Origin of the sequence: Cyanobium sp. BA5m-10, from assembly GCF_024346255.1 — a bacterium.
In the GTDB taxonomy this organism is placed as follows: Bacteria; Cyanobacteriota; Cyanobacteriia; order PCC-6307; family Cyanobiaceae; genus Cyanobium_A; species Cyanobium_A usitatum.
In genome coordinates, this window is record NZ_JAGQCP010000003.1 from 1 (window position 1) to 19,754 (window position 19,754).

Here is a 19,754-nt window from a genome sequence, read left to right on the forward strand (position 1 = left end):
CCTTGGCGAAGCAGATCTGCTGCGGCGGGCTATGGGTAAGAAGAAAAAGAGTGAGATGGAGAAACACCAGGGACTTTTTGTAAGTGGCGCCACGGAACGTGGCGTCGAACCGCGAATAGCGGAGGCATTGTTTGAGCAGATGGTTCTATTTGCTGAATACTGTTTCAATAAGAGCCATTCCACCGCCTATGGCGCGGTGACCTATCAGACGGCTTACCTAAAGGCCCACTACCCAGTTGCCTACATGGCGGCACTGCTCACAGTCAATGCCGGAGACTCGGCCAAGGTGCAGCGATATATCGCCAACTGCAATGCTATGGGTATCGAAGTGATGCCCCCTGATGTAAATGCTTCCGGCATCGATTTCACACCCGTTGGTGATCGAATTCTGTTTGGTCTTTCGGCCGTTCGCAATCTGGGTGATGGGGCGATTCGACAGTTGATTGAGGCCCGCTCTGGCGATGGTCGTTTCAACTCCCTGGCCGAACTATGCGATCGCCTTCCTGGTCAGCAGCTCAACCGCCGCGCCTTGGAGGCCCTAATCCATTCAGGAGCACTTGATGCCCTCGAGCCTCTGGGCAATCGCGCCCAATTGATGGCGGATCTGGATCTGGTGATCGACTGGGCCAGCTCCCGTGCCAAGGACCGGGCCAGCGGTCAGGGCAACCTCTTTGATTTGTTTGGCGCCACTGCCGCTGCCGATTCTGCTGGGGGTTCCGATGCCGCCGGCCTGGCCGATATCAGCACTGCTCCCAAGGCTGCTCCGGTGCGCGACTATCCCCCCACAGAAAAACTACGCCTGGAAAAGGAGTTGGTGGGCTTCTACCTATCAGACCACCCCCTGAAGCAGCTGGCCCAGCAGGTGAAGTTGCTATCGCCGGTGGCTCTGGGCAATCTCGACGAGATGGCTGACAAGGCCAAGGTGAGTGCAATTGTGATGGTGCCTGAGCTGCGTCAGGTGAACACCCGCAAGGGCGACCGGATGGCCGTGCTTCAGCTTGAGGATCTAACCGGCAGCTGTGAGGCGGTCGTTTTTCCTAAAAGCTATGCCCGTTTAGCCGACCACCTAATGGTGGATGCGCGCTTGCTGGTATGGGCCTCGGTAGATCGCCGCGATGATCGAGTGCAATTAATTGTCGAAGACTGCCGCTCCATTGACGATCTGCAGTTGTTGATGGTTGATTTGCCTGCCGATCAGGCCGCCGACATCGCCATTCAGCACCGCCTGCGCGAGTGCCTACATCGCCACAAGCCACCCCAGGACGAGGCTGGCCTGCGAGTACCTGTGGTGGCCCTGGTCCGTCAGGCGGGCCAGACCCGCTTCGTGCGGCTTGGCCCCCAATTTTGCGTAGGCGATGTGGGCGCTGCCCTTGATACCCTCACCGCTGCCGATTTTCAGGCTCGAATCAGCTCACCGCTCTTGGCGGCCTGAGCTGGTTGGCTGATTACCTGAACCATTGCGCATCGCCTTAATCGAGCTGCGCAAGCGGCTGATATTTAGTCCGATCTGCTCGGTGCCGAACAAGCTGCCTGGCTTCTCTTCCCAGCTTGCGGAAAGCACACCAAAGCTCAAGCCCAACAGCCCTAGAAAAAAACATCCACCAGAGGCCGCCAAGGTGGCACTGGGTGGAACGTCAAAAATTTGGCGGCTGACTAACAGGTAGCTACCAATAAATACGCCCATGCCCATGACGGTGGGAATGCCAGTGCCGATTGCAATTCGGCGCGCCATGCGATTGGCAACCGCGTCAGGGATTACCTGCTGGCTGGGACCGGAACGCCGGGCCGGTTTTGGGTTGCCTTTGCCCGATTGGGCGCGACCTTGCATTCCCTTTCCGGCCATGGCTGCCTCGATCAGCCCCGGATGCCGAGCTTGGCGATCAAAGCGCTGTAGCGCTCCTTGCTGATGCCATTTAGGTAACCAAGCAGGCGCTTACGGCGTCCGATCATCTTGAGCAGGCCTTGGCGCGAAGAAAAATCGTGCTTGTTTTTCTGCAGATGGCCGGTCAGCTGGCTGACCCGCTCACTGAGCATGGCCACCTGGACTTCCACCGATCCGGTGTCTGTGCCATGGGTCTGGTGACCGTTGATCAGTTCCTGCTTTTTGGTGGTGGTGAGCGGCATGGGCTGGGGAATAAAACGCAGGCTGGGCCCGGTTTGGGGACCTACGGTGCAAGTTCCCACCATACCTTCTGACGGACATTGGTATTCCGTCTCAATCCATTGGGCGGGATAGCCAGCGCAAGCACTCTCGGATCCAATCTTCTGCCCCGGCCGACTCCCCCATGCCGACGGCGGCTACCGCGCGCAGGGCGCGATGGATTTCAAGGGCTTCGTAGCCCAGAGCAGCCAGGGTTAGCTGCACTTCATCACGGCCTTCTGCCGGCAGCAGGGGGCCGTCCGCCAGCGAATCCGGATCGCCGTGGTTTTCCAGTTGGCCCAGAAACCGCTGCTGCAGTTTGGTCCGCAGCTCAACAGCCAAGCGCTCGGCTGTGCGCTTTCCCACCCCGGGTGCCTGGCAGAGCCGCCGCAGATCGGTCTGCACGATGGCTTGCACCAACTCCCTGGGATCCATCACTCCCAGTAATCCCAGGCCCATTTGAGGCCCTACGCCGCTTACGGCAACCAATTCCCGAAACAGATCCCTTTCGTGGCGCTCACCAAAGCCGTAGAGAATCCAGGCGTCGTCGCGGATGGCCAAGTGGGTGTGCAGCCTCAGAGCACTGCCCTCCTGCGGCAGCTGCTGCCATTGCCGCTGGCTCACCTGAACCTCATAACCCACCCCCTGACACACCAGCAGCAGGCCATAGCGCTTGTCCTGCTGCCAGGGATGGTTGAGTTGCCCTTGCAGCCAGCCGATCATGGAGTCAGTAATAGGTTCCCCATCGTGCCCGCCGTGTTCAGCCGTGCCCAGCCCCTGCCGCTTCCCCGGTTGAGCGCCTGGTTGCTGCCATTGCTGTTGATGGTTTGCATAGTGCTCACTGGTTGCAGTGCTTCCGCTCAGCCGCCGCGATCGGTGTTATTGCATGCCCTTGAGTTGCAGATTCAGCTCACCCAGGGCGCCATCGCTGATGCCCTGGCCCTAGATGCCGGCGGCATGCCGGAGGTGAGTCGGGTGCGGGTGGCTCAGCAGCAGCCGATCGGGATCGGTGAGGCCAAGGGGCTGCGGCTGGAGGGCCAGTTCGACTGGCGCCTCGCTGGCGATCCGATCCGGGTGGACAGTCCCTTTGAGCTCTTTCTGCAGCGGGGCGAGCGAGGCCAAAGCTGGCGTTTGGCACGCCCCGTGGGTCCTGCCCCATCTACCGGCGCTGACGGCCAGCAGACCTGGATCACCGACCCGCTACCACTCAAGGCACGGGGCTGATCAGCAAGACTTAGAGGATGGATACGAGCCCGCCTGCCTGGCTGCCTGAGACAGCCGCCCGCATCTACCCCGGTTGGGTGCAGCGCAAGGCGGTCACCCTGTGCAAGCGGGATCAGAAACGTGGCGGCAGCAACAACGTGCAGGAATACCGCATCGCCATACACAACGCCGTGGTGGCCTCGGGCGGCCTGGACCACTGGACCGGCGAACACCTCGACTGGCATCTGATTGGCACCTACGACAACCGGGAAGCAGAAGCTGGAAGGGGCGCACACAAGAAGCAGTACGCCCTGCTTCCCACAATCGATCACCTTTCCAATCTCCCCGAACCAGATTTCGTTATCTGCGCCTGGCGAACCAACGACGCCAAACACGACATGACGCCGGCGGAGCTGGTGGAGTTTTGCCGCCGGGTTCTGGCCCATCACGAGGCTAAGGCCGCTTCTGTTGCTGACTGTGGCTAAGGCTTACCAGGGTGGCTGCCAGAACGAGGCCAGCCCCGGCGATGGTCCAGCTGTCGATTGACTCACCAAATAGCAACCAGCCCCAGCCACCGGCAAACAGCACTTGCACGTAGCTGATCGCCGTTGCTCGTGCCGCCGGCAGGGCAGTGAGGCTGCGGGTCAAATACACCTGACCAAGCTGGGTGAAGACCCCAACCCCGACCAGCCATAGCAGCTCCGCTGGGGTGGGAAGCACGGGATTGAGGGCCACCAGCGGCAGGCTCAAGGGCAGGGCCACCAAGGGGAAGTAAAAAACGATCACCAGCGGGTGCTCGCTCGTGCCGAGGGAGCGCACGCTTACGTAGGCAAATGCGGTGAACAGGGCCCCGGCAACGGCGATCAGTACGGGAACAAGCGCCAGGGTCGCGCCGCCCTGCAGCAGGCCGGCCGGTTGGGCAACGAGCAACACCCCGAGCCAGCCCAGGGCCATGGCCGCCAGCACCCGCTTGCCGATTGGCTCACCGAGCATCAGCCAGGCCAGTAGGGCCGTGAACGGCGGGTAGAGGTACTGCAGCACCGTGGCCGCAGCCAAGGGCAAGGCCGCTAGGGCGGCATAAACACACACCAGGGCGGCCGTACCGATCGCTCCGCGCCAGATCAGTAGCCAGCGCCTTTTGCCCCAAGCTGGAATCCCGGCTCGGTGCAGCAGCCACCAGCTCAAGGCCACGCTCACAATCGCCCGGGCGAACACCACCTCGGCAACGGGAATGCGTCCTCCCACCTGCTTGACGCAGACGCCCATCAGCGAAAAGCTCAGGGCACTGACAACCATGCCGAGCATGGCTTGCCTTCCCTGGTCAGAATCAGGCTTCGCTTCAGCGCCCACCGCAAATAGCCCCTTCCTTGAGCCTGCCTCGTCTCCACCCCCGCACGATTGAGGCCGTCAAGGAGCGGGCTGACATCGTTGATGTGGTGGGCGAGCACGTAGTGCTCAAAAAGAAGGGGCGTGAGTACGTAGGCATCTGTCCCTTCCACGACGACACGTCACCGTCAATGACGGTGTCCCCGGCAAAGCAGTTCTACTACTGCTTCTCCTGTGGTGCCGGCGGCAATGCCATCAAGTTTTTGATGGAGCACCAGCGCCAGAGCTTCAGCGATGTGGTGCTGGAGCTGGCGCGCAAATACCAGCTGCCGATCGAGACCCTCGATGGCCCCCAGCAGGAGCGGCTGCGCAAGCAGCTCTCGCGCCGCGAACAACTGCACCGGGTACTCACCCTGGCGGCTGGTTGGTTCCGTAGCCAATTGCGCGCCCCTGAGGGTGCCGCCGCTCTCACCTATCTGCGCGAAAGTCGCGGCCTGAATGAAGCCACCCTGGAGGCCTTCGAGCTCGGCTTTGCTCCCGACCGTTGGGATGGCCTGCTAATCCACCTGCAGCAGGTTGAGGGGCTGGGGCCGGAGTTGCTGGAGGAAGCAGGCCTGGTGGTGCCACGCAAGGGCGCCAGTTCCCAGGACGGCCGTGGTTTCTACGACCGCTTTCGCGGCCGGGTAATGGTGCCGATCAAGGACCGCCAGGGGCGGGTGATCGGTTTCGGTGGCCGCAGCCTCGATGGCGGCGAGCCCAAGTACCTCAACTCTCCGGAGACTGAGGTGTTCGAGAAGGGCAAGCATCTCTTTGGCCTCGACAAAGCCGCGGCCGCGATCCGCAAGGACGACCGAGCCGTGGTGGTGGAGGGCTACTTCGACGTGATCGCCCTGCACGCCGCCGGTATCACCAATGCGGTGGCGTCCCTTGGCACCGCCCTAAGTAGCCAGCAGATCACCCAGCTCTGCCGCTGCTGCGAGGGGCGGCGGATGGTTCTCAACTTCGATAGCGATGGCGCCGGTGTGCGCGCTGCCCAACGGGCCATTGGCGAAGTGGAGCAGCTGGCCTTGCAGGGCCAGCTGGAGTTGAGGGTGCTGCAACTGCCCTCCGGCAAAGATCCCGATGAGTTCCTCAAGAGCCAGGGTGCCGGCGATTACCGGGCCCTGCTTGATCAGGCGCCGCTCTGGCTCGACTGGCAGATCGAGCAAGTGCTCGAGGGTCGAGATCTAGCCCGTCCCGATCAGTTCCAGCTTGCGGTGACGGCCCTCGTAGCCCTGCTTGGCAAGCTGCCCCAGAGCGCAGTGCGCAGCCACTACCTGCAGCGGGTGGCCGAGCGCCTCAGCGGTGGTCAGGCCCGTCTGGCGATCCAGCTGGAAGACGATCTGCGTCAGCAGGTCAAAGGCCAGCGCTGGCATGGACGTTCCCAGAAGTGGGAGTTGCCGGGTGAGGCTGGGCTGCGGGAGCGGGCTGAAGCGGAGGTGTTGCGGATGTATCTGCACTGCCCCGGCTACCGCAGTGCGATCCGGGTGGAGTTGCGGCAGCGCGAACTCGACGATTTCGCCCTGAAGCACCACCGCCTGCTTTGGGCTGCGATTAGCGGCCTAGAGGAGGTCAACCTCGGTGTGGGCCGGCTCGAGGCGATCAACCGCGGCCACGACCCCGGCTCAGACCTCGCCGATCTTGATTTGCCTCGGTTGCTGGGCGATCAGCTGGTGGTGGAGCAGAGCGCACTGCTCTCCAGGCTGACGCCCTTGCTCGAGCCTAATGAGCTGCAGCGCATGGCTTTCAGCCAGCCCCTGCTTCAACTTCGCGGTGCCACGGCATCTCTGGAGCGCCAGAAGAGTGTCAAACGCTGCCGGCATCTGCTGGATGCCTGGAGCAGTCAGCGTCTTGAGACCCTGGAGCGTTGTATCGCCCGGCTTCTAGAGCAGGAAAGGGAGGAGGCCCGGGCCACGGCCTCGGGCCTGGCACCGCTTAGCGATATGGAATCGCGCATCGAGGCCCTCTTCAGCGAACTCAACAGCGACGCCCTGCGCTTTCAGGAGCTCTATTACAACGAACGCAAACATCTCGAACACCTCGACTCCCAGCGCCGCGCTGGCTACGAGGAGGTGATGGCCCAACCGGCGGCTTAATCAGCGGTAACCACTTCTGTCTTGCCCTAAGACCTTTTCAACACTCTGTTTATCCCCTCGCTTTGATGTTTCTTCCGCGGCTTTCCCTGTTTTTACTGCCATCTTTACTGCTGCCTTTGTGGCTTACCCCTGCCGCGCTTGCCCAGCCCTGCCCCTGCAGCTGTGAGCAACCCAGCCAGGGCGTGATCGGTCCAGATGGTCTGTGTCAGTGCCCCTGTGGGGTGGTGCCGATTCCCGGCATCAACGCCGAAACCCTCTCTGGCCCTCCGAAACCGCCCCAGGCAGGTGGCCCCACTCCTACCTGGACCGTGGAACCTGGCTATGACGACGACTTTGGCGGCCCTTTCTGGGATGACTGGTGGTGATTTCACCAGAGCGTCAGCAGGTGGGGCAGCCAGCCAACGTTGCGCATGCCCTCCACCAGTTCAATGATTGCTGCAATCCATACAAACCAGATGTCGCTGAGGAGGTGGCGGCGAAACAGGCGCGGGTTGCTGCTCCAGCTGGCGGGCTCGCAGTAGAGCCCTGGATTGGGCCAGAAGCGTGGCACCCGCTGCCGGTATTGGCGGAAGGATTCGCCGAATAGTTCTTCTAGCCGTCTTTCCTCCCTAGCCATGATCCCCGGGTAATAAAGACCAAATATCACCAGAAATAGCAGCGGTTAGGTGAGGGTTTCGGTGCTAAGCCCCACTCCCACCAAACCGATGCTGCTGAACACACATAAAGTGTTGCGACTGATCGAGTAGGGCCCCTCAGTGACCAGCTCTCCGTCCTTGCGGCCGGAGATAAAAAATGAACACCAGATCCGCCCCGTTGCTCCAATGGCAGCCAGGCCAAGGCCGGTACTGAACAGGAACGTGGCTACATTTTCATGCTGCAGCTCCCAGTGGCTCTGGGTGAGTGCTAACAAGATGAAAGCCAGTACTGCCACCAACTTCGATAGCCCGGTGCGCTGGTGTTCCCACCAGGTTTTGCCGGCCGCTTTAGGCAATAGCGTCATGGGCTCGTCACAGTCATCCTTGGTCTACTCCTTTATTTGCTGATCCCCGCATACGCTGCCTATCTGCTGATTCCACCCTGGTTCCATGGGGTTTTTCGAGGTGTTCTGGGACGGTGAAGCAATCGGCGATGGCAGCGATCTTGAGGAAGCTCTCACCGCCTACCTCTCCGTGCAGCCTGAAGACATCAGCTGGGTTGAGGCCTGCGCCGCTGCCAGCGCTCCTCCCTGCATCCGGCGCTATGCCTCGTTTGAGGCCTACCTCGACAATGCCGATGAACAGGAGACGATCACCGTTACTGCCGCCATGATCGAAGCTGCCTTGTTGCCATTGTCATCAGGCCCGCAGTGATCAGGTCGGCAGTGATCAGGCCCGCACTACCGGGATGGCGTCTAGGCGGGTAGTGGCCGCTCCAGATAGTCGTGAGCGCCGCATTCGCCAAGGGGTCTGCAGTCCCGCGGCTGCCCATTGCACGGTGCCGCTGCCGTAGTGGCGGTTGAGCTGGTCGATGGTGGCCATTAGGGCTGTGCGACGGTGTTGTTGCTCCAAGGGCAGTGGCAGCAGCAAGTTGTGCTGGAGGGTCTCCTCTCCCTGCAGTTGCTGCATCAGTACGCCTGCTTTGTGCAGGGGCTTGTGGGGGCTGAACAGCACTGCCACCAGGGGTAGGGCTGCCTGCAGCAGTACGGCGGTGTCATTGCTGGCTAGCGGCAGGCTCACCGTGGCGCTGTTGCTGTAAAAACTGGTGCCGTTGAAGGGGTTACTGCGCACGAACACCGTGATGGCACCAGCCCGTTGCTGTTGCCGCCGCAATTTCTCCGCTGCCCGGCTCAGGTAGGTAGCAACCGCCTCCCTCAGTTCGCTCTGGCTGGTGATCGGCTGGCTAAAGCTGCGGCTCACGCAGGTTTCCCGCTTGGCGGCCGGCAGGGTCTCTAGCGGTAGGCAGGCCATACCCCGCAACTCCTGCTGCAGGCGCAGTCCCACTACGCCGCAGCGGCGGCGTAGTTCGCCACTGGGCATGTCGCGCAGAGCCTTGGCATCGGCGACACCGCGCAGGCGGCACCAGCGGGAGAGCTGGCGTCCCATGCCCCATACATCCTCGATGGCGACCGCTGCTAGGTGGGGATCGGGGTCATCCATGCTGCCGAGGTCGAAGACACCCGTGGCGCTGGCCGTCGTCTTGGCAAGTCGGTTGGCGAGCTTGGCCAGCACCTTGCTGGGGCCGATGCCTACCGCCACCGGCAGGCCGAGCTGGCAGAGCACGTGGTGACGCAGCTGCCGGCCCCAATCGTGCAGGCTGCGCTGGTCGGCGGGCCGGCTTAGCTGGCCGAAAGCTTCATCGATCGAATAGATCTCCAGCGCTTCCACCCAGGGTTCCAGGGTGGCCATCAGCCGCTGGCTCATATCGGCGTATAGGGCGTAGTTGGAGCTGCGCACCACCACGCCCTGGCGCTCCAGCTCGCGCCGCACCTGAAAGTAGGGCTGGCCCATGCGGATGCCGAGGGCTCGGGCCTCGGCGCTGCGCGACACGATGCAACCGTCGTTATTGGAGAGCACCACCAACGGCCTCCCCAGCACGGCGGGATCCAGCACCGCTTCGCAGGAGGCGTAGAAGTTGTTGCCGTCGATCAGCACGATTGCCTGGCGGCGGCGGCTCCAGGGTTCGCAGGTCATGGCGCTCTACGGCACACCCCAGCCAGGTTCCAGCGTGCGGACCGCGTGCAGGGCCACCGCCCAGATGCGAGCGCAATCAAAGCAATCCAGCTCTAGGGGCGGGTAGGCCGGGTGGGCTGCCTCTAGCCGTAGCCGGCCTTGGTGGGCTACTAGCCGTTTAAGGGTGAAGCAGCCGTCCAGGCAGGCCACCACGATCTGGCCGGGGCGGGGCTCCAGGCCTCGATCGACGATCAGTAGGTCGCCGTGGTCGATTCCGGCCGCCTGCATCGATTCACCACTCACCCGCAGCAATACCGTGCTGGCGCGGCAACGGATCAACTGGGCATCGAGACTGGCGCTTCCCGGCAATGGCGGAAAGACTGGATGGGCTGGGTGTGCCAGGCGCGCGCCGCGGGTCAACCCATACTAGTTCAGGCGTACTGCCGCGCTGTTTTAGTCCGGCTCGCCGGACTCGGGCGTAGTGGTGGTGAAGCGGCGGTAGAGCCAGGCGCCAGCTGCGCCCCAAAGCAAGGTCCACAACACAAAAGTGGTGAGGGTACCGAGCTGGCCGGTCTCGAGGGAATAGACGCCGGCCTGGATTAGTCCCGCATCGATCAGGGAGCCGCCGATGCCCCAGCCGAGCACCCAGCTGAATAGAAAGCCGATCGCCTGAAGATTGCCGGTCATGGGGTGGAGGTTAGGCGCTGGTTGAAGCGACGAATGAACAGTGCCAGCGGCATCGGACCGCAACGGCGTTGCCAGCCCAGCCCTTCCGGATAGCGCCGCCAGCAGGAAAGGCGGCCACCGCGGCGGTCCAGGCAGATCAGGTAGCGGTAGGTAGCAGCAGCTATTGGGGACAGGGTTTCCGGTGCTGGCAGCGGCGCCAAGGGCAAGAAAACAGCATGAAGTTCCTGCCAGCTGCTGGGCGGCCTGCCGCTGCTGCGCAGGGGCGAGCCAAGCAAGCTGGCGAGCTGCTGGGGGAAGCCGGCGTCTGGCAGCAGCCAGTGGCCCTGGCGGGATTGGCAGGGTTCGAGCAGGGAGATCACGGCGGCACAGGCCATGGGCGGAAAAGGGCAGGACCCTTCTCCAGTGCCCGGCCTGTCCCACGGTCAGCCGCGGTGGGGCAGCTCCCGGATCAGACCCGGCCCTATCCCGCGCTGGCCATATGGCGCATTAGGTCGAGGCACTTGCAGCTGTAGCCCCACTCGTTGTCGTACCAAGCCACAACCTTCACGAAGGTGTCGGTGAGGGCGATGCCGGCTCCGGCATCAAAAACCGAGGTGCAGCTCTCACCCAGAAAGTCGGTGCTCACAACCTCGTCTTCGGTGTAGCCAAGAATTCCGGCCATGGGGCCTTCGCTGGCGGCCTTCATGGCGGCCTTGATCTGGTCGTAGCTGGCGGGTTTGGCCAGGTTCACGGTGAGGTCCACCACCGATACATCGGGGGTGGGAACGCGGAAGGCCATGCCGGTGAGCTTGCCGTTGAGCTCGGGGATTACCCGGCCAACCGCCTTAGCGGCACCGGTGGAGCTGGGGATGATGTTTTGGGCTGCGCCGCGGCCACCACGCCAGTCATTCACCGAAGGGCCATCCACGGTTTTCTGAGTGGCGGTGGTGGCATGCACCGTGGTCATCAAGCCATTGACGATGCCGAAGTTGTCGTGGAGCACCTTGGCGACAGGTGCCAGGCAATTGGTGGTGCAGCTGGCATTGGAAACCACGTCCTGGCCCGCGTAGCTGCTGTGGTTCACGCCCATCACGAACATTGGTGTGGCGTCCTTGGAGGGAGCGCTCATCACCACACGCTTGGCGCCGGCATTGATATGGGCGCGGGCGGAGTCGTCGGTGAGGAAAAAACCGGTGCTTTCGAGCACGTAGTCGGCGCCAACCTCGCCCCACTTGAGGTTGTTTGGATCTCGCTCGGCGCTGATACGGATCACCTGGCCATTCACCACCAGCTGTCCGTTTTCGACGGCCACCTCACCCTGGAAGCGGCCATGGGTGGAGTCGTAACGGAGCATGTAGGCCAGGTAGTCGACCTCGATCAGGTCGTTAATACCAACGATCTCCACGTCCGCCAGGGTCATGGCACGGCGGAAGGCAAGGCGGCCGATGCGGCCAAAACCGTTAATGCCGATGCGAATGGTCATGGTGGTGCTCCCTAAACCCTGTGGAGAAAGTATGGGGGCACCATACGGGGGATGGATCAGCTCAGGGCCTGGCTCAAGGCCGCCAGACCAAACACCAGAAACAGGCCGCCACTGAGGCGATAGAGCAGGCGCTCATTCACCCATTGACCAATCCACTTGCCGGCGCCTACGGCCAGCCAGGTGACCAGGGCATGACCTGCCAGGGTGCCGGCGAGCAGGCCGCCAAAGCTGAATACCTGGGCCGGCGCAGTGGCCATAAAAATCGTGGTGAACTGGGTTCGGTCGCCTAGCTCAGCGATAAACACCAGCACGAATGCCTCCCAGATCACGGCCCAGGCCGTGTTAAAGGCCTTGCTGCTTTCCGCCGTATTGATCGCCTGCTCAGCCTCCTCCTTCTCCTCGGTAGCCGCATTGGCAGCCATGCCCTGGGCATCGATCAGCAGCTTGATGCCAAAGCTGAGGAAGAGCACGGCGGCCAGCCAGGGCACCAGGCTTTGGGGTAGCAGCTCCCGCAGGCCGTATCCAAGGGCAAGCGAGATCAAGGTGACCGCGGTTAGGGCGGCAAATGAGCCAACAAATACCCAGCGGGCGCGGTGGCGCACTGCAAGGATCAGCGCCATAAAAAAAGTTTTATCGCCCAGCTCGGCCAGGGTGATGGCGGTGAGGCTGGAGCCGAAGGCAGCCAGGCTGGGATCGCTGGAAAGGGTTGGAGCCATCACTTATCAATAGCCGAGGGGATGTCCTCGTCGTCCTCGAGCAGCAATTGCTGAAAGGCGGTGTATAGATCGCCAAATTCCGCTGCGGTGCGCCGATCGGCCCGCCCAGCGGTGTTGCGACCACGGAGCTTGGTGGGGCTGGCGGCAATGCTTGGCGCCGGCGCAGGGGTAGCGCTCTGGCGGCGGCTCTCCAGCTCGCGCAGCCGCTCCATCAAGTGGGGCGGCACCGTGCCATCGGGGCTGACCTGCATCAGCTCCTTGAAAAGGGCCTCGGGGTTTTGCTCCAGCTCCACCTTGTGGCGTCTATCGCTGGCCTTGGTTTGGCTTTGCTGAGGCGGCTCAGGCTTGGGTAGGGGTTGGGGCAGGCTGCGGCCTAGGGCTTGAAGGCGTTCGCGGCTACGGGCGTCGAAGCTCATCGATTCAGCTCAACTGCAGCCCAGGCTGGCGCGGGTGTCGCGGCCGGTCACCGGGTTGGTGCCACTGGCAAGCCCACAAAGGGTTTTGAGCGCATCACCACGCAAAGGCACATTGGTGAAATCTGCCCCCTCAATCACCACATTTGTGAATTTGGTGTTGAAGGCAAAGGCGTCTTCCAGCACTGCATTGGTGAGATTGGTGCCATCGAAGATCGCCGAATCGAGTGTTGCCTCCTTCAGGTTGGTGTTGCTTAAGTCAGCGTCCTGAAGCTTGGCGCCAAACAGGCTGGCCCCCTGCAGGTCGGAGCCGGCAAAGGTGGAATCCCGCAGATTTGTGAGGTTGAAGGTGGCACCCCGCAGATCCTGGTCATGAAAATCAGCGCCAATTAGCACCTGTTTGGCCACATCCATGGCCGCCTGGGCGGGCAGGGGGGACACCAAGACCAAGCCTATGGCACTGACCAGGGCGAACAACAGCGCCAGCACCCCGCCAGCCAGACTGCCCGGAGAACGACCGGAACTGGATCGACCGGAAAATAAAAGGGGCAACATGACGGCTGGGTGGGTATCTCAAGCCTAGGCAGGGCACCTAGCAGCGCACTGCGTGGGAACCCTGGTAGCTGCTGCTCCAGGCCAATGGCTCGCACCACTGCACGACGCCAGGGCGACTGGGCCGAGCAGCGGGTACTGCGCCTACTGCTCGGCAGGGGTTGGCGGTTGCTCTCACGCCAGTGGGCATGTCGCTGGGGAGAACTTGATCTGGTGCTGGAAAAAGGGGGCCGCCTGTTGCTGGTGGAAGTGAAAGGTCGCAGCCGTTGCGGGCCCGATAGTTGGGGTGCCGGCGCCTTGCGCCGCGGCAAGCGTCAGCGGTTGGAGCGAGCCTGGCACTGCTGGCTGGAGGACCATCCGGTTTGGGCGGAGAGCTCGGTGGAGATGGTCTTTGCCTTGGTGCCCCTGGCCCCGGCGCCCGGACCTGTCCGCTGGATCCGCGCCGATTACTGATCGGTAGTGGCCGCCGGCGCTGGCTGGCTGAACTCGACAGTGCATAGGTAGCGATAGTTGCCCATCCCTACCTCCGTCTCCTGGCAGCGCTCAGCGGTAACAACCGCACCAGCTGGAAGCTGCTGCCTAGCCCGTTCAATGGCGTTGCTTTTGTCCCAGATCGAGGATGCGGTGACGCTGCCTGCCTGAGCGGGGAGGGTCAAGAACGGCAGTGCGGCAACTATGGCCGCAGCGCAAATCAATGCCTGCGGATGAATGCCTGGATCTGGGGCAACAGCCATTGTGGATACCTGACGACTTCAAGATGACATTTACTGCCCACCGCGCCCGCAAGCGCTTCGGCCAGCACTGGTTGATTGATCAGGGGGTGCTCTCACGCATCGTGGCGGCCGCAGAGCTTGAAGCCAGCGATCGGGTGTTGGAGGTTGGGCCGGGCCGGGGAGCTCTCAGCGAGCGGCTGCTGGCTACACCGGCGGCAGCAGTGGCTGCAGTGGAGCTTGACCGCGATCTGGTGCTGGGCCTGCAAGAGCGCTTTGGCGACCAGCCGCGCTTCCAGCTCACCTCGGGGGATGTGCTGACAGTGGGGCTGCCTGCCGCCAACAAGGTTGTGGCAAATATTCCTTACAACATCACAGGCCCCCTACTAGAGCGGCTGGTGGGACGGCTCGATCGGCCGGTGGCCCACCCCTACGACCGCCTAGTGCTGCTGGTGCAGCGGGAGGTAGGGGAAAGGATCCGCAGTGAGCCTGGCGCCAGCGCCTTTTCAGCTCTGAGCGTGCGCATGCAGCTGCTGGCCAACTGCCGCTCCGTTTGTGCCGTGCCGCCGCGCTGTTTTCAGCCTCCGCCCCAAGTGCACTCGGAGGTGATCCTGTTGGAGCCGCTGCCAGTGGAGCAGCAATTGGCACCCCAGCTAGCCCGCACGGTGGAGATGCTTTTGAAGCGCTGTTTTGCCGCTCGCCGCAAAATGGTGCGCAATACCCTCGCAGGACTGCTGCCAGAAGCTGAACTTGCTGGGTTGGCAGAAGCAGCGGGCATCGGCCTGCAGCAACGGCCCCAGGAGATCGCGCCAGCAGCCTGGGTGGCGTTGGCGGGCAGCTTGAATCAGGTCATTGCTGCGCCCGCTGCCGCCCCTACCCATGGCTGATCTATGCGTGCGTGCCCCCGCCAAGATCAATTTGCACTTGGAGGTGCTGGGCCTGCGCGCCGATGGCTTCCACGAGCTGGCGATGGTGATGCAGTCGATCGATCTGGCCGACAGCCTGCGGTTGCGGCCCACGGCGGATGGCCAGATCAGCCTCCAGTGCGATCGGGCCGACCTGCCCACTGACAGCAGCAATTTGGTCGTCAAGGCAGGTGAGATGTTGCGTGCCCGCTCAGGTTTTGCCGAGCTTGGGGCCCAGATCGTGCTCGAGAAGCGCATCCCGATCGGTGCTGGCCTTGCGGGCGGCTCCAGTAATGGAGCGGCGGCGCTGATTGGTCTCAACGAGCTATGGGGACTGGGCTTTAAGAGTCAGGAGCTGCACAGCATGGCGGCTGAGCTTGGTTCTGACATGCCGTTTTGCCTTGATGGCGGCACCCAGCTCTGCTTTGGCCGCGGGGAGCTGTTGGAAGCCTTGGCCTTCAATTCAACCGATCCTCCGGCGCTACTGCTGCTCAAGCACCCGGGGGTGAGTGTCAGCACGCCCTGGGCCTACGGACGCTGCAAGGAGCTACGTGGGGATTTCTATCTTGAGGCTGAAGCCGACTTTGAGCAGCGCCGTCAGGCCCTACGCCAGGCGCCCTTGCTAGGGGCCATCGCGGGGAATAGGAGCTGGCCACCACTGCGCAACGACCTGCAGGCCGTGGTGGAACCAGAGGTGGAAACCGTGCGGCAGGGCCTGGCATTGCTGCGCCAGACCGAGCAACACTTGGCAGTTGCCATGAGTGGTTCTGGCCCAAGTCTTTTCGCCCTGTTCTCCAACCTGGACCAAGCTCGCACCGCCCATGCAGACCAATCAGAACGATTTGAGCGGTACGGCTTCGAGTCTTGGTGTTGTGGCTTCAGCGATCGAGGTGTCAGCCTGCTTCAGTGACAAAACCCGAATCCCCCATCAAGCCCAGTGATCAAGTGCCCCGTAAAGGGCCGCTGAGTTTCCTCTCTGGCTCGCTCACCGCTGCTCTGCTGGCCTGGCTGGCTTTGGGTCTGAGCCAGAAATTGGTGGCGTACTACGCACTGCATCCACCCAGTTACGGCTCGGCAATTGCCCAGAGCATCGCCACGGCCCTCAAAACGCTGGTTGTTGGCATGTCGTTTCTTGCCACCTTCAGCTTTGCCTTCATTGGCATTGGTCTGGCGTTGGTGTTCGTGCGCAGCTTGGTGTCCGGTTCCGGATCGGCCCCTGCCGAGGCGGGCGAAAAGCCCTAACTTCACACCATGACTCCCCACGATCTGGGTTTGCTGGTAACGCTGCTGCTCCCCGGCATGCTGCTTTCGGTGTTGCTGCTCTCAACCTTCGCCGCCGGCGGCTGAGATAGGTTGGCAGCTAAATGGTGCAAGCCCAGACGTGGCAGAGACGCTGCTGTTCAATGCCCTTCGGGAAGCCATCGACGAGGAGATGGCTAGAGATCCTTACGTCTGCGTGATGGGTGAGGATGTCGGCCAATACGGCGGCTCTTACAAGGTCACCAAGGATCTCTACGAGAAATATGGTGAGCTGCGGGTGCTGGACACCCCGATCGCCGAAAACTCTTTTGCTGGTATGGCGGTTGGTGCGGCCATGACGGGGCTGCGCCCAATCGTCGAAGGCATGAATATGGGCTTCCTGCTGCTTGCCTTCAACCAAATCTCCAACAACATGGGGATGCTGCGTTACACCAGCGGCGGTAATTACACCATTCCCACTGTCGTGCGGGGGCCTGGCGGGGTTGGTCGCCAGCTGGGCGCTGAGCACAGCCAGCGACTTGAGGCCTATTTCCACGCCGTACCCGGTATCAAAATTGTGGCGGTGAGCACTCCCACCAATGCCAAAGGCTTGATGAAGGCAGCGATCCGCGACAACAACCCCGTGCTCTTTTTCGAGCACGTGCTGCTGTACAACCTTTCGGAAGATATTCCAGAAGGTGATTACATCTGTGCCCTTGACCAGGCCGAGGTTGTGAAGGCTGGATCGGATGTCACGATTCTCACCTACTCACGCATGCGTCATCACTGTCTCAAGGCTGTCGAGCAGTTGGAGAATGCTGGGGTGAGCGTGGAGCTGATCGATCTAATCAGCCTTAAGCCCTTTGATATGGAGACCATATCCGCCTCGATTCGCAAAACTCACAAGGTAATTGTGGTGGAGGAATGTATGAAGACAGGCGGCATCGGGGCTGAATTGCTCGCCTTAATTACGGAAAATTGTTTTGATGAGCTTGATGCCCGGCCGATTCGGTTGTCTTCCCAGGACATCCCCACTCCCTACAACGGTGCCCTGGAAAACCTGACGATCATTCAGCCCCATCAGATTGTTGATGCGGCCCAGCAGCTCGTCGCAGGAAAGATCTAGATATGGTTCGTCAACAGGGGTGGTTTGCCCTGATCCTTGCCTTGGCAATTGCGGCCGGGGCCTTGCTCTTCAACTTTCCTTTGCAGCTGGGACTGGATCTGCGTGGCGGCAGCCAGCTCACCCTGGAGGTGCTTCCTGCCGGTGCTGTCAAGAGAGTTCAGAAAGAACAACTAGAGGCGGTCAAGGAGGTGCTGGAGCGGCGCATCAATGGCCTGGGCGTTGCCGAGTCCACTCTCCAGACCGTTGGTGAAGACCAACTGGTACTTCAGCTCCCAGGAGAACAGGACCCAAGCCGGGCCGCAAAAGTACTAGGAACCACGGCCCTGTTGGAGTTCCGGGCCCAGAAGCCAGGTACTGAGCAGGAGATGCAGGGTTTGTTGCAGCTGAAGCGTCAGGTGCAGTCCGTGCTCAACCAGAAACGTGCTCGAGCAGCGGCGGCCTCAGATCGTCAGAGCCCACCTCCCGAGATTCAACTCAAGGCTGAGGATCTTGCCCAGGCTATGCAGAAGCTAGGCCTCAGCGTGCCCGCCGGCAGCAGTGAAAGTGACCAGCTCGATTTGTTGTTGAGCACCGTAAACAGCAAGATCGTCGCCCTCTACGAACCTGCCACACTCACCGGCAAGGATCTCACCACAGCCGGGCGCCAACAGCAACAAACGGGCTCAGGATGGGATGTGACCCTTTCGTTCAACCGGGAGGGAGGTGACAAGTTCGCTGCCCTGACCAAGTCGATCGCCGGCACGAGACGTTTGCTTGGGATTGTCCTGGATGGCCGTTCCATCAGCGAGGCCAGTGTTGGCCCTGAGTTCAAGGTTGCCGGCATCTCTGGCGGATCAGCCAGCATCACCGGCAATTTCAGCGCCGAAGAGTCCCGTGACCTGGAGGTGCAACTGCGGGGTGGCTCCTTGCCCCTTCCGATCAAAGTGGTGGAGGTCCGCACGGTCGGTCCCTCGCTGGGGGCCGAGAACATCCGCACCAGCTTGGTAGCGTCTCTATCCGGTTTGGCCCTAGTAGCGGTGTTCATGGCCGTGACCTACCGGCTGCCGGGCATCGTGGCGGTGGTGGCACTGAGCCTCTACGCACTGTTCAACCTGGCTGTCTATAGCCTGATTCCAGTCACTCTCAGCCTGCCGGGGATTGCTGGGTTCATCCTTTCGATCGGCATGGCTGTTGATGCCAACGTTCTGATCTTCGAGCGCATCAAGGAGGAGCTGCGAGCAGGAAATACCCTAATTCGCTCTATCGATACTGGGTTTTCCCTGGCCTTGTCCTCGATCGTGGATGGCCACGTCACCGGTTTGATCAGCTGTGCAGCGCTGTTCGCGCTTGGCACCGGCCTTGTTAAGGGGTTTGCCGTGACCCTCGCCATCGGTCTGCTGCTAAGCCTCTTCACCTCACTTACTTGCACCCGCAGCTTGATTCGGGTCTTGATGAGCTATCCGGCCCTGCGTCGCACCATCTATTTCCTGCCCCATGCCCAGTTGCCCCTGGGTGCCAAATCCTGATGTCCAGTTCCGTGTCTACAACCACAGCACCAACCCCCCGTTTTCGCATCAGCCGCTATCGCAAGCTGGCCTGGTGGGTCTCGGGCCTGGCCTGTCTATTTAGTCTGCTGGGATTGCTGCTCTGCTTGCTCAACCCGGCAATTGCCTCCCCCTTGAAGCCGGGTCTTGATTTCACTGGCGGCACCCAGATTCAGATCGAACGGCGCTGTCCCGCTCCTGCCTGCTCCGCCATCACCGCTGCACAGGTTCAGTTGCAACTGGCCGGTGTCACCTTGCCCCCCCAGGCAGGAGATGCCCCGCCCCGCTTGACTGGGACTGCTGTTCAGGTGCTCGACCAGGGACGCTCCCTGGTGATTCGGCTGCCAGCCCTGAGTCCAACCCAGAGCAACGCCGTGATTGCAGCTATTTCAGTCACCGTTGGTCCCCTGGACCCCGCAGGCACATCGGTGAATACCATCGGTCCAACGCTCGGGGCTCAGCTTCTGCAGGGCAGCCTGATTTCTCTGCTGGTGAGCTTTGCGGCTATCTCCCTCTACATCGCCGTCCGCTACGACTTGCTATTCGCCTTCCTTGCATTGCTTTGCCTGGCCCATGACGTGTTGATCACTTGCGGGGTGTTTGCCTGGTTGGGACTAGTGGCGGGCATTGAGGTCGATTCTCTGTTTGCTGTTTCCTTGATCACTGTGGCTGGTTATTCGGTCACCGACACCGTGGTGGTATTCGACAGGATTCGCGAGCAGAAGACCAGCCTGGCCCACTTACCGCTTCAGCAGCAGGTGGATGTGGCGGTGGATGCAACCTTGACCCGCTCCCTCTACACCTCTTTGACCACCCTATTGCCACTGCTGGGTCTGATTTTCTTCGGGGGCAGCAGCTTGTTCTGGTTCTCGGTGGCGTTGGCCATCGGTATTGCCGTGGGCAGCTGGTCCAGCATTGGTGTGGCCCCCACTTTGTTACCGGTATTGTCCCGTCGCTAATCAGAACTCT

At 61.8% G+C, this 19,754-nt stretch carries 28 protein-coding genes; 13 read left to right on the forward strand and 15 right to left on the reverse strand.

The genetic code is table 11. The features are described from left to right. A partial coding sequence (locus tag KBY85_RS02025; RefSeq protein WP_254959902.1) for an OB-fold nucleic acid binding domain-containing protein occupies window positions 1–1,432 on the forward strand: 1,432 nt, incomplete at its 5' end. Here the strand turns inward: KBY85_RS02025 and KBY85_RS02030 are convergent. From KBY85_RS02030 to ruvA, 3 genes are all read right to left on the reverse strand, one after another. Beyond that, window positions 1,412–1,843 carry a PAM68 family protein gene (locus KBY85_RS02030; RefSeq protein ID WP_254959904.1) on the reverse strand — a complete coding sequence of 144 codons (432 nt, stop codon included), beginning with the start codon at window positions 1,841–1,843 and terminating at the stop codon, window positions 1,412–1,414. The genes KBY85_RS02025 and KBY85_RS02030 overlap by 21 nt on opposite strands. A gap of 11 nt (window positions 1,844–1,854) precedes the next feature. After that, window positions 1,855–2,124, reverse strand: a complete 270-nt coding sequence (gene rpsO, locus KBY85_RS02035) for a 30S ribosomal protein S15 (protein ID WP_106501986.1) — start codon at window positions 2,122–2,124, stop codon at window positions 1,855–1,857. A gap of 91 nt (window positions 2,125–2,215) precedes the next feature. Beyond that, a complete protein-coding gene (ruvA, locus tag KBY85_RS02040) occupies window positions 2,216–2,863 on the reverse strand; it encodes a Holliday junction branch migration protein RuvA (RefSeq protein ID WP_254959905.1) in 648 nt (215 codons plus the stop codon). 33 nt (window positions 2,864–2,896) lie between these two features. Between ruvA and KBY85_RS02045 the strand changes: the two genes are divergently transcribed. Together KBY85_RS02045 and KBY85_RS02050 are read left to right on the forward strand one after the other, a co-directional pair. Further along, window positions 2,897–3,364: a hypothetical protein gene (locus tag KBY85_RS02045; protein ID WP_254959906.1), complete on the forward strand. Its 468-nt coding sequence runs from the start codon at window positions 2,897–2,899 to the stop codon at window positions 3,362–3,364. A 17-nt stretch (window positions 3,365–3,381) separates the two neighbouring features. After that, a complete protein-coding gene (locus KBY85_RS02050; protein WP_254959907.1) occupies window positions 3,382–3,828 on the forward strand; it encodes a hypothetical protein in 447 nt (148 codons plus the stop codon). On the opposite strand, the gene KBY85_RS02055 is transcribed toward KBY85_RS02050, so the two are convergent. Beyond that, a complete protein-coding gene (locus tag KBY85_RS02055) occupies window positions 3,797–4,648 on the reverse strand; it encodes a DMT family transporter (RefSeq protein WP_315859522.1) in 852 nt (283 codons plus the stop codon). The genes KBY85_RS02050 and KBY85_RS02055 overlap by 32 nt on opposite strands. A gap of 62 nt (window positions 4,649–4,710) precedes the next feature. On the opposite strand from KBY85_RS02055, the gene dnaG reads away from it, so the two are divergent. Further along, window positions 4,711–6,804, forward strand: a complete 2,094-nt coding sequence (gene dnaG, locus KBY85_RS02060) for a DNA primase (protein WP_254959908.1) — start codon at window positions 4,711–4,713, stop codon at window positions 6,802–6,804. Between the two features lie 116 nt (window positions 6,805–6,920). Further along, window positions 6,921–7,169 carry a hypothetical protein gene (locus tag KBY85_RS02065; protein ID WP_254959909.1) on the forward strand — a complete coding sequence of 83 codons (249 nt, stop codon included), beginning with the start codon at window positions 6,921–6,923 and terminating at the stop codon, window positions 7,167–7,169. Between the two features lie 2 nt (window positions 7,170–7,171). On the opposite strand, the gene KBY85_RS02070 is transcribed toward KBY85_RS02065, so the two are convergent. Both KBY85_RS02070 and KBY85_RS02075 read right to left on the reverse strand, forming a co-directional pair. After that, the gene (locus KBY85_RS02070) at window positions 7,172–7,450 is read right to left on the reverse strand and encodes a hypothetical protein (RefSeq protein WP_254959910.1); all 279 of its coding nucleotides are present in this window, start codon (window positions 7,448–7,450) and stop codon (window positions 7,172–7,174) included. Window positions 7,451–7,465: 15 nt separating this feature from the next. After that, a complete protein-coding gene (locus KBY85_RS02075) occupies window positions 7,466–7,804 on the reverse strand; it encodes a methyltransferase (RefSeq protein WP_254959911.1) in 339 nt (112 codons plus the stop codon). An 85-nt stretch (window positions 7,805–7,889) separates the two neighbouring features. On the opposite strand from KBY85_RS02075, the gene KBY85_RS02080 reads away from it, so the two are divergent. Then, on the forward strand, window positions 7,890–8,153 hold the full coding sequence (locus tag KBY85_RS02080; RefSeq protein WP_254959912.1) for a hypothetical protein: 264 nt from the start codon (window positions 7,890–7,892) through the stop codon (window positions 8,151–8,153). Window positions 8,154–8,168: 15 nt separating this feature from the next. On the opposite strand, the gene KBY85_RS02085 is transcribed toward KBY85_RS02080, so the two are convergent. The 8 genes from KBY85_RS02085 to KBY85_RS02120 all read right to left on the reverse strand — a co-directional run bounded on the left by KBY85_RS02085 (window position 8,169) and on the right by KBY85_RS02120 (window position 13,285). Beyond that, window positions 8,169–9,473, reverse strand: coding sequence for a Y-family DNA polymerase (locus tag KBY85_RS02085; protein WP_254959913.1), 1,305 nt, complete (start codon window positions 9,471–9,473; stop codon window positions 8,169–8,171). Window positions 9,474–9,479: 6 nt separating this feature from the next. Next, a complete protein-coding gene (locus KBY85_RS02090) occupies window positions 9,480–9,854 on the reverse strand; it encodes a LexA family transcriptional regulator (protein ID WP_254959997.1) in 375 nt (124 codons plus the stop codon). Between the two features lie 51 nt (window positions 9,855–9,905). Then, entirely contained in the window at window positions 9,906–10,139 is a 234-nt protein-coding gene (locus tag KBY85_RS02095; RefSeq protein WP_254936852.1) for a hypothetical protein, read from the reverse strand. Then, the gene (locus KBY85_RS02100) at window positions 10,136–10,513 is read right to left on the reverse strand and encodes a hypothetical protein (RefSeq protein ID WP_254959914.1); all 378 of its coding nucleotides are present in this window, start codon (window positions 10,511–10,513) and stop codon (window positions 10,136–10,138) included. The genes KBY85_RS02095 and KBY85_RS02100 overlap by 4 nt, the downstream gene beginning before the upstream one ends. Window positions 10,514–10,599: 86 nt before the next feature. Beyond that, the gene (gap, locus tag KBY85_RS02105) at window positions 10,600–11,601 is read right to left on the reverse strand and encodes a type I glyceraldehyde-3-phosphate dehydrogenase (protein ID WP_254959915.1); all 1,002 of its coding nucleotides are present in this window, start codon (window positions 11,599–11,601) and stop codon (window positions 10,600–10,602) included. A 56-nt stretch (window positions 11,602–11,657) separates the two neighbouring features. Then, entirely contained in the window at window positions 11,658–12,317 is a 660-nt protein-coding gene (locus KBY85_RS02110) for a TMEM165/GDT1 family protein (RefSeq protein WP_254959916.1), read from the reverse strand. Beyond that, window positions 12,317–12,733, reverse strand: a complete 417-nt coding sequence (locus KBY85_RS02115; RefSeq protein WP_254959917.1) for a hypothetical protein — start codon at window positions 12,731–12,733, stop codon at window positions 12,317–12,319. Before KBY85_RS02115 ends, KBY85_RS02110 begins: the two co-directional genes overlap by 1 nt. A gap of 9 nt (window positions 12,734–12,742) precedes the next feature. Continuing rightward, on the reverse strand, window positions 12,743–13,285 hold the full coding sequence (locus KBY85_RS02120; protein WP_254959918.1) for a pentapeptide repeat-containing protein: 543 nt from the start codon (window positions 13,283–13,285) through the stop codon (window positions 12,743–12,745). An 84-nt stretch (window positions 13,286–13,369) separates the two neighbouring features. Here KBY85_RS02120 and KBY85_RS02125 point away from each other — a divergent pair, with 84 nt between their 5' ends. Then, on the forward strand, window positions 13,370–13,735 hold the full coding sequence (locus tag KBY85_RS02125; protein WP_254959919.1) for a YraN family protein: 366 nt from the start codon (window positions 13,370–13,372) through the stop codon (window positions 13,733–13,735). Here the strand turns inward: KBY85_RS02125 and KBY85_RS02130 are convergent. Then, on the reverse strand, window positions 13,729–13,938 hold the full coding sequence (locus KBY85_RS02130) for a hypothetical protein (protein ID WP_254959920.1): 210 nt from the start codon (window positions 13,936–13,938) through the stop codon (window positions 13,729–13,731). The two genes, KBY85_RS02125 and KBY85_RS02130, sit on opposite strands and share 7 nt — an antisense overlap. Window positions 13,939–14,039: 101 nt before the next feature. Between KBY85_RS02130 and rsmA the strand changes: the two genes are divergently transcribed. The 6 genes from rsmA to secF all read left to right on the forward strand — a co-directional run bounded on the left by rsmA (window position 14,040) and on the right by secF (window position 19,744). Next, entirely contained in the window at window positions 14,040–14,879 is an 840-nt protein-coding gene (rsmA, locus tag KBY85_RS02135) for a 16S rRNA (adenine(1518)-N(6)/adenine(1519)-N(6))-dimethyltransferase RsmA (RefSeq protein ID WP_254959921.1), read from the forward strand. Continuing rightward, a complete protein-coding gene (ispE, locus tag KBY85_RS02140) occupies window positions 14,872–15,807 on the forward strand; it encodes a 4-(cytidine 5'-diphospho)-2-C-methyl-D-erythritol kinase (RefSeq protein WP_254959922.1) in 936 nt (311 codons plus the stop codon). Before rsmA ends, ispE begins: the two co-directional genes overlap by 8 nt. After that, a complete protein-coding gene (locus tag KBY85_RS02145; protein WP_254959923.1) occupies window positions 15,804–16,139 on the forward strand; it encodes a DUF3082 domain-containing protein in 336 nt (111 codons plus the stop codon). The genes ispE and KBY85_RS02145 overlap by 4 nt, the downstream gene beginning before the upstream one ends. A 139-nt stretch (window positions 16,140–16,278) precedes the next feature. Next, window positions 16,279–17,262, forward strand: a complete 984-nt coding sequence (locus tag KBY85_RS02150; protein ID WP_254959924.1) for a pyruvate dehydrogenase complex E1 component subunit beta — start codon at window positions 16,279–16,281, stop codon at window positions 17,260–17,262. Between the two features lie 2 nt (window positions 17,263–17,264). Then, entirely contained in the window at window positions 17,265–18,767 is a 1,503-nt protein-coding gene (secD, locus tag KBY85_RS02155) for a protein translocase subunit SecD (RefSeq protein WP_254959925.1), read from the forward strand. Continuing rightward, on the forward strand, window positions 18,767–19,744 hold the full coding sequence (gene secF, locus KBY85_RS02160) for a protein translocase subunit SecF (RefSeq protein WP_254959926.1): 978 nt from the start codon (window positions 18,767–18,769) through the stop codon (window positions 19,742–19,744). Before secD ends, secF begins: the two co-directional genes overlap by 1 nt. Window positions 19,745–19,754: the final 10 nt, after the last annotated feature.